A 1448-nucleotide genomic window follows, 5' to 3' on the forward strand; every position below is an offset into this window, starting at 1 on the left:
CCCACGATCGGGCGCCACCCGTCCGCGCGACTGCGGGAGCGGCCAGCCCCAGCAGCAACAGGGCGATGCCGGACCAGAACATCCACCGGGCGGCTGCCTCATACCGTCGAGAGCGCGTGTCGACCATGTCGGCCACGGTCCCACCCCGGTGCACGGTCAGCAATGGTGCGGATCAAAGGCGTGCCGGAGAGGGGCAGAAGCGCTGGAGGCATCCGGACATGCCGTCTCGGCCGGGGCGCCCTGGCCGTGAGTGCGGCCCTGTCCTCGCCCGCGCAGGGCGAACCGCCGGCGCCGATCCGGGGTGTGGGAGGCGGATGGACGGCAGATGACCGGAACGGAAAAAGTTTTCCGCAGACGCCTATCGAATGGCCGTTCGCTGGGAATGCTGGGTGTGATCTCCCGTCCTCGCCGACGCTCCCATACGGCGTTGCCCGGGCGGGCCTTCCGTTCTGAGTCTCGGGAGGTACTACGCCATGCAGTCGTCCCCCACTCCGTCCCCGGCCCGCAGCCGCCGCGAGATCCTCACCGGCCTCGGCCTGGCCGCCGGCGCCCCGCTCCTCCTCGGCATCACCACCCGCCCCGAACGTCCCCACGTCCCGGTCGGCCCGACGGTGCTGCTGCGCGGCGCCTCCCTCGTCCTCACCATGGACCCGGCCCTCGGCAGCGGCCCCCTCGGCGCCCTCGAGAACGCCGACGTCCTGATGCGGAACGGCGCCATCGCCTCCGTCGGCCCGGGCCTGCGGCCCCCGCCCGGCACCTGGATCGTGGACGCCTCGGGCAAACTGGTCATGCCGGGGTTCGTCGACACCCACACCCACCTCTGGCAGGCGGTGATCCGCGGGGGCTGTACCGACGGGGACCTGTTCGGCTGGTTCGCACGATGTACGGACCCCCAGCGGGGCCGACTCACCCCCGAGGCCCTGCACAGCTTCGTACGCCTCGCAGCCCTCGACGCCGTCCAGTCGGGGGTGACCACCCTCGTGGACTGGGTGGACATCTTCTCGTACGACCTCATCGAGAGCTACGTACGGGCGCTGGCCGGAACCGGAGTGCGGTTCACCTACGCGATGTTCCCCTCCGAAGCCGACCCGGCGCTGGTCACGAAGGTGAAGAAGGAACTCGTCGACCCCGTTCCGCTCGGCGGCTTCCAGGTCGCCACGCACGCGGCGCGGGCCGTCCAACACCTCAACCACGCCCACTGGGAAGCCGCCCAGGACCTCGGGGTCATGCTCAACTCCCACGTGCTGGAACGCCCCGAGCAGCGCGCCGACGACCCCATCGGGGTCCTCGCCGACATCGGCGCCCTCGGTCCTCGGCTCCTGATCAACCACGCCATCCACCTGACCGACGACGAGATCGCCGCCCTCGCCGCGCACGATGTGCGTGCGGCGCACTGCCCGCTCAGCAACATGCGGCTGGCTTCCGGCATCATGCGGCTGTCCGAGTTC

1 protein-coding gene is annotated in these 1448 nt (G+C 71.1%); it reads left to right on the forward strand.

The window, feature by feature from the left end:
* Nucleotides 1-473: 473 nt before the first annotated feature.
* Nucleotides 474-1448, forward strand: a 975-nt coding sequence (locus ACFWVD_RS28555) for an amidohydrolase family protein (protein WP_379247991.1), incomplete at its 3' end; no start/stop codon positions are given.

It is taken from the genome of Nocardia sp. NPDC058666, assembly GCF_042714895.1.
Taxonomy (GTDB): domain Bacteria; phylum Actinomycetota; class Actinomycetes; order Mycobacteriales; family Mycobacteriaceae; genus Nocardia.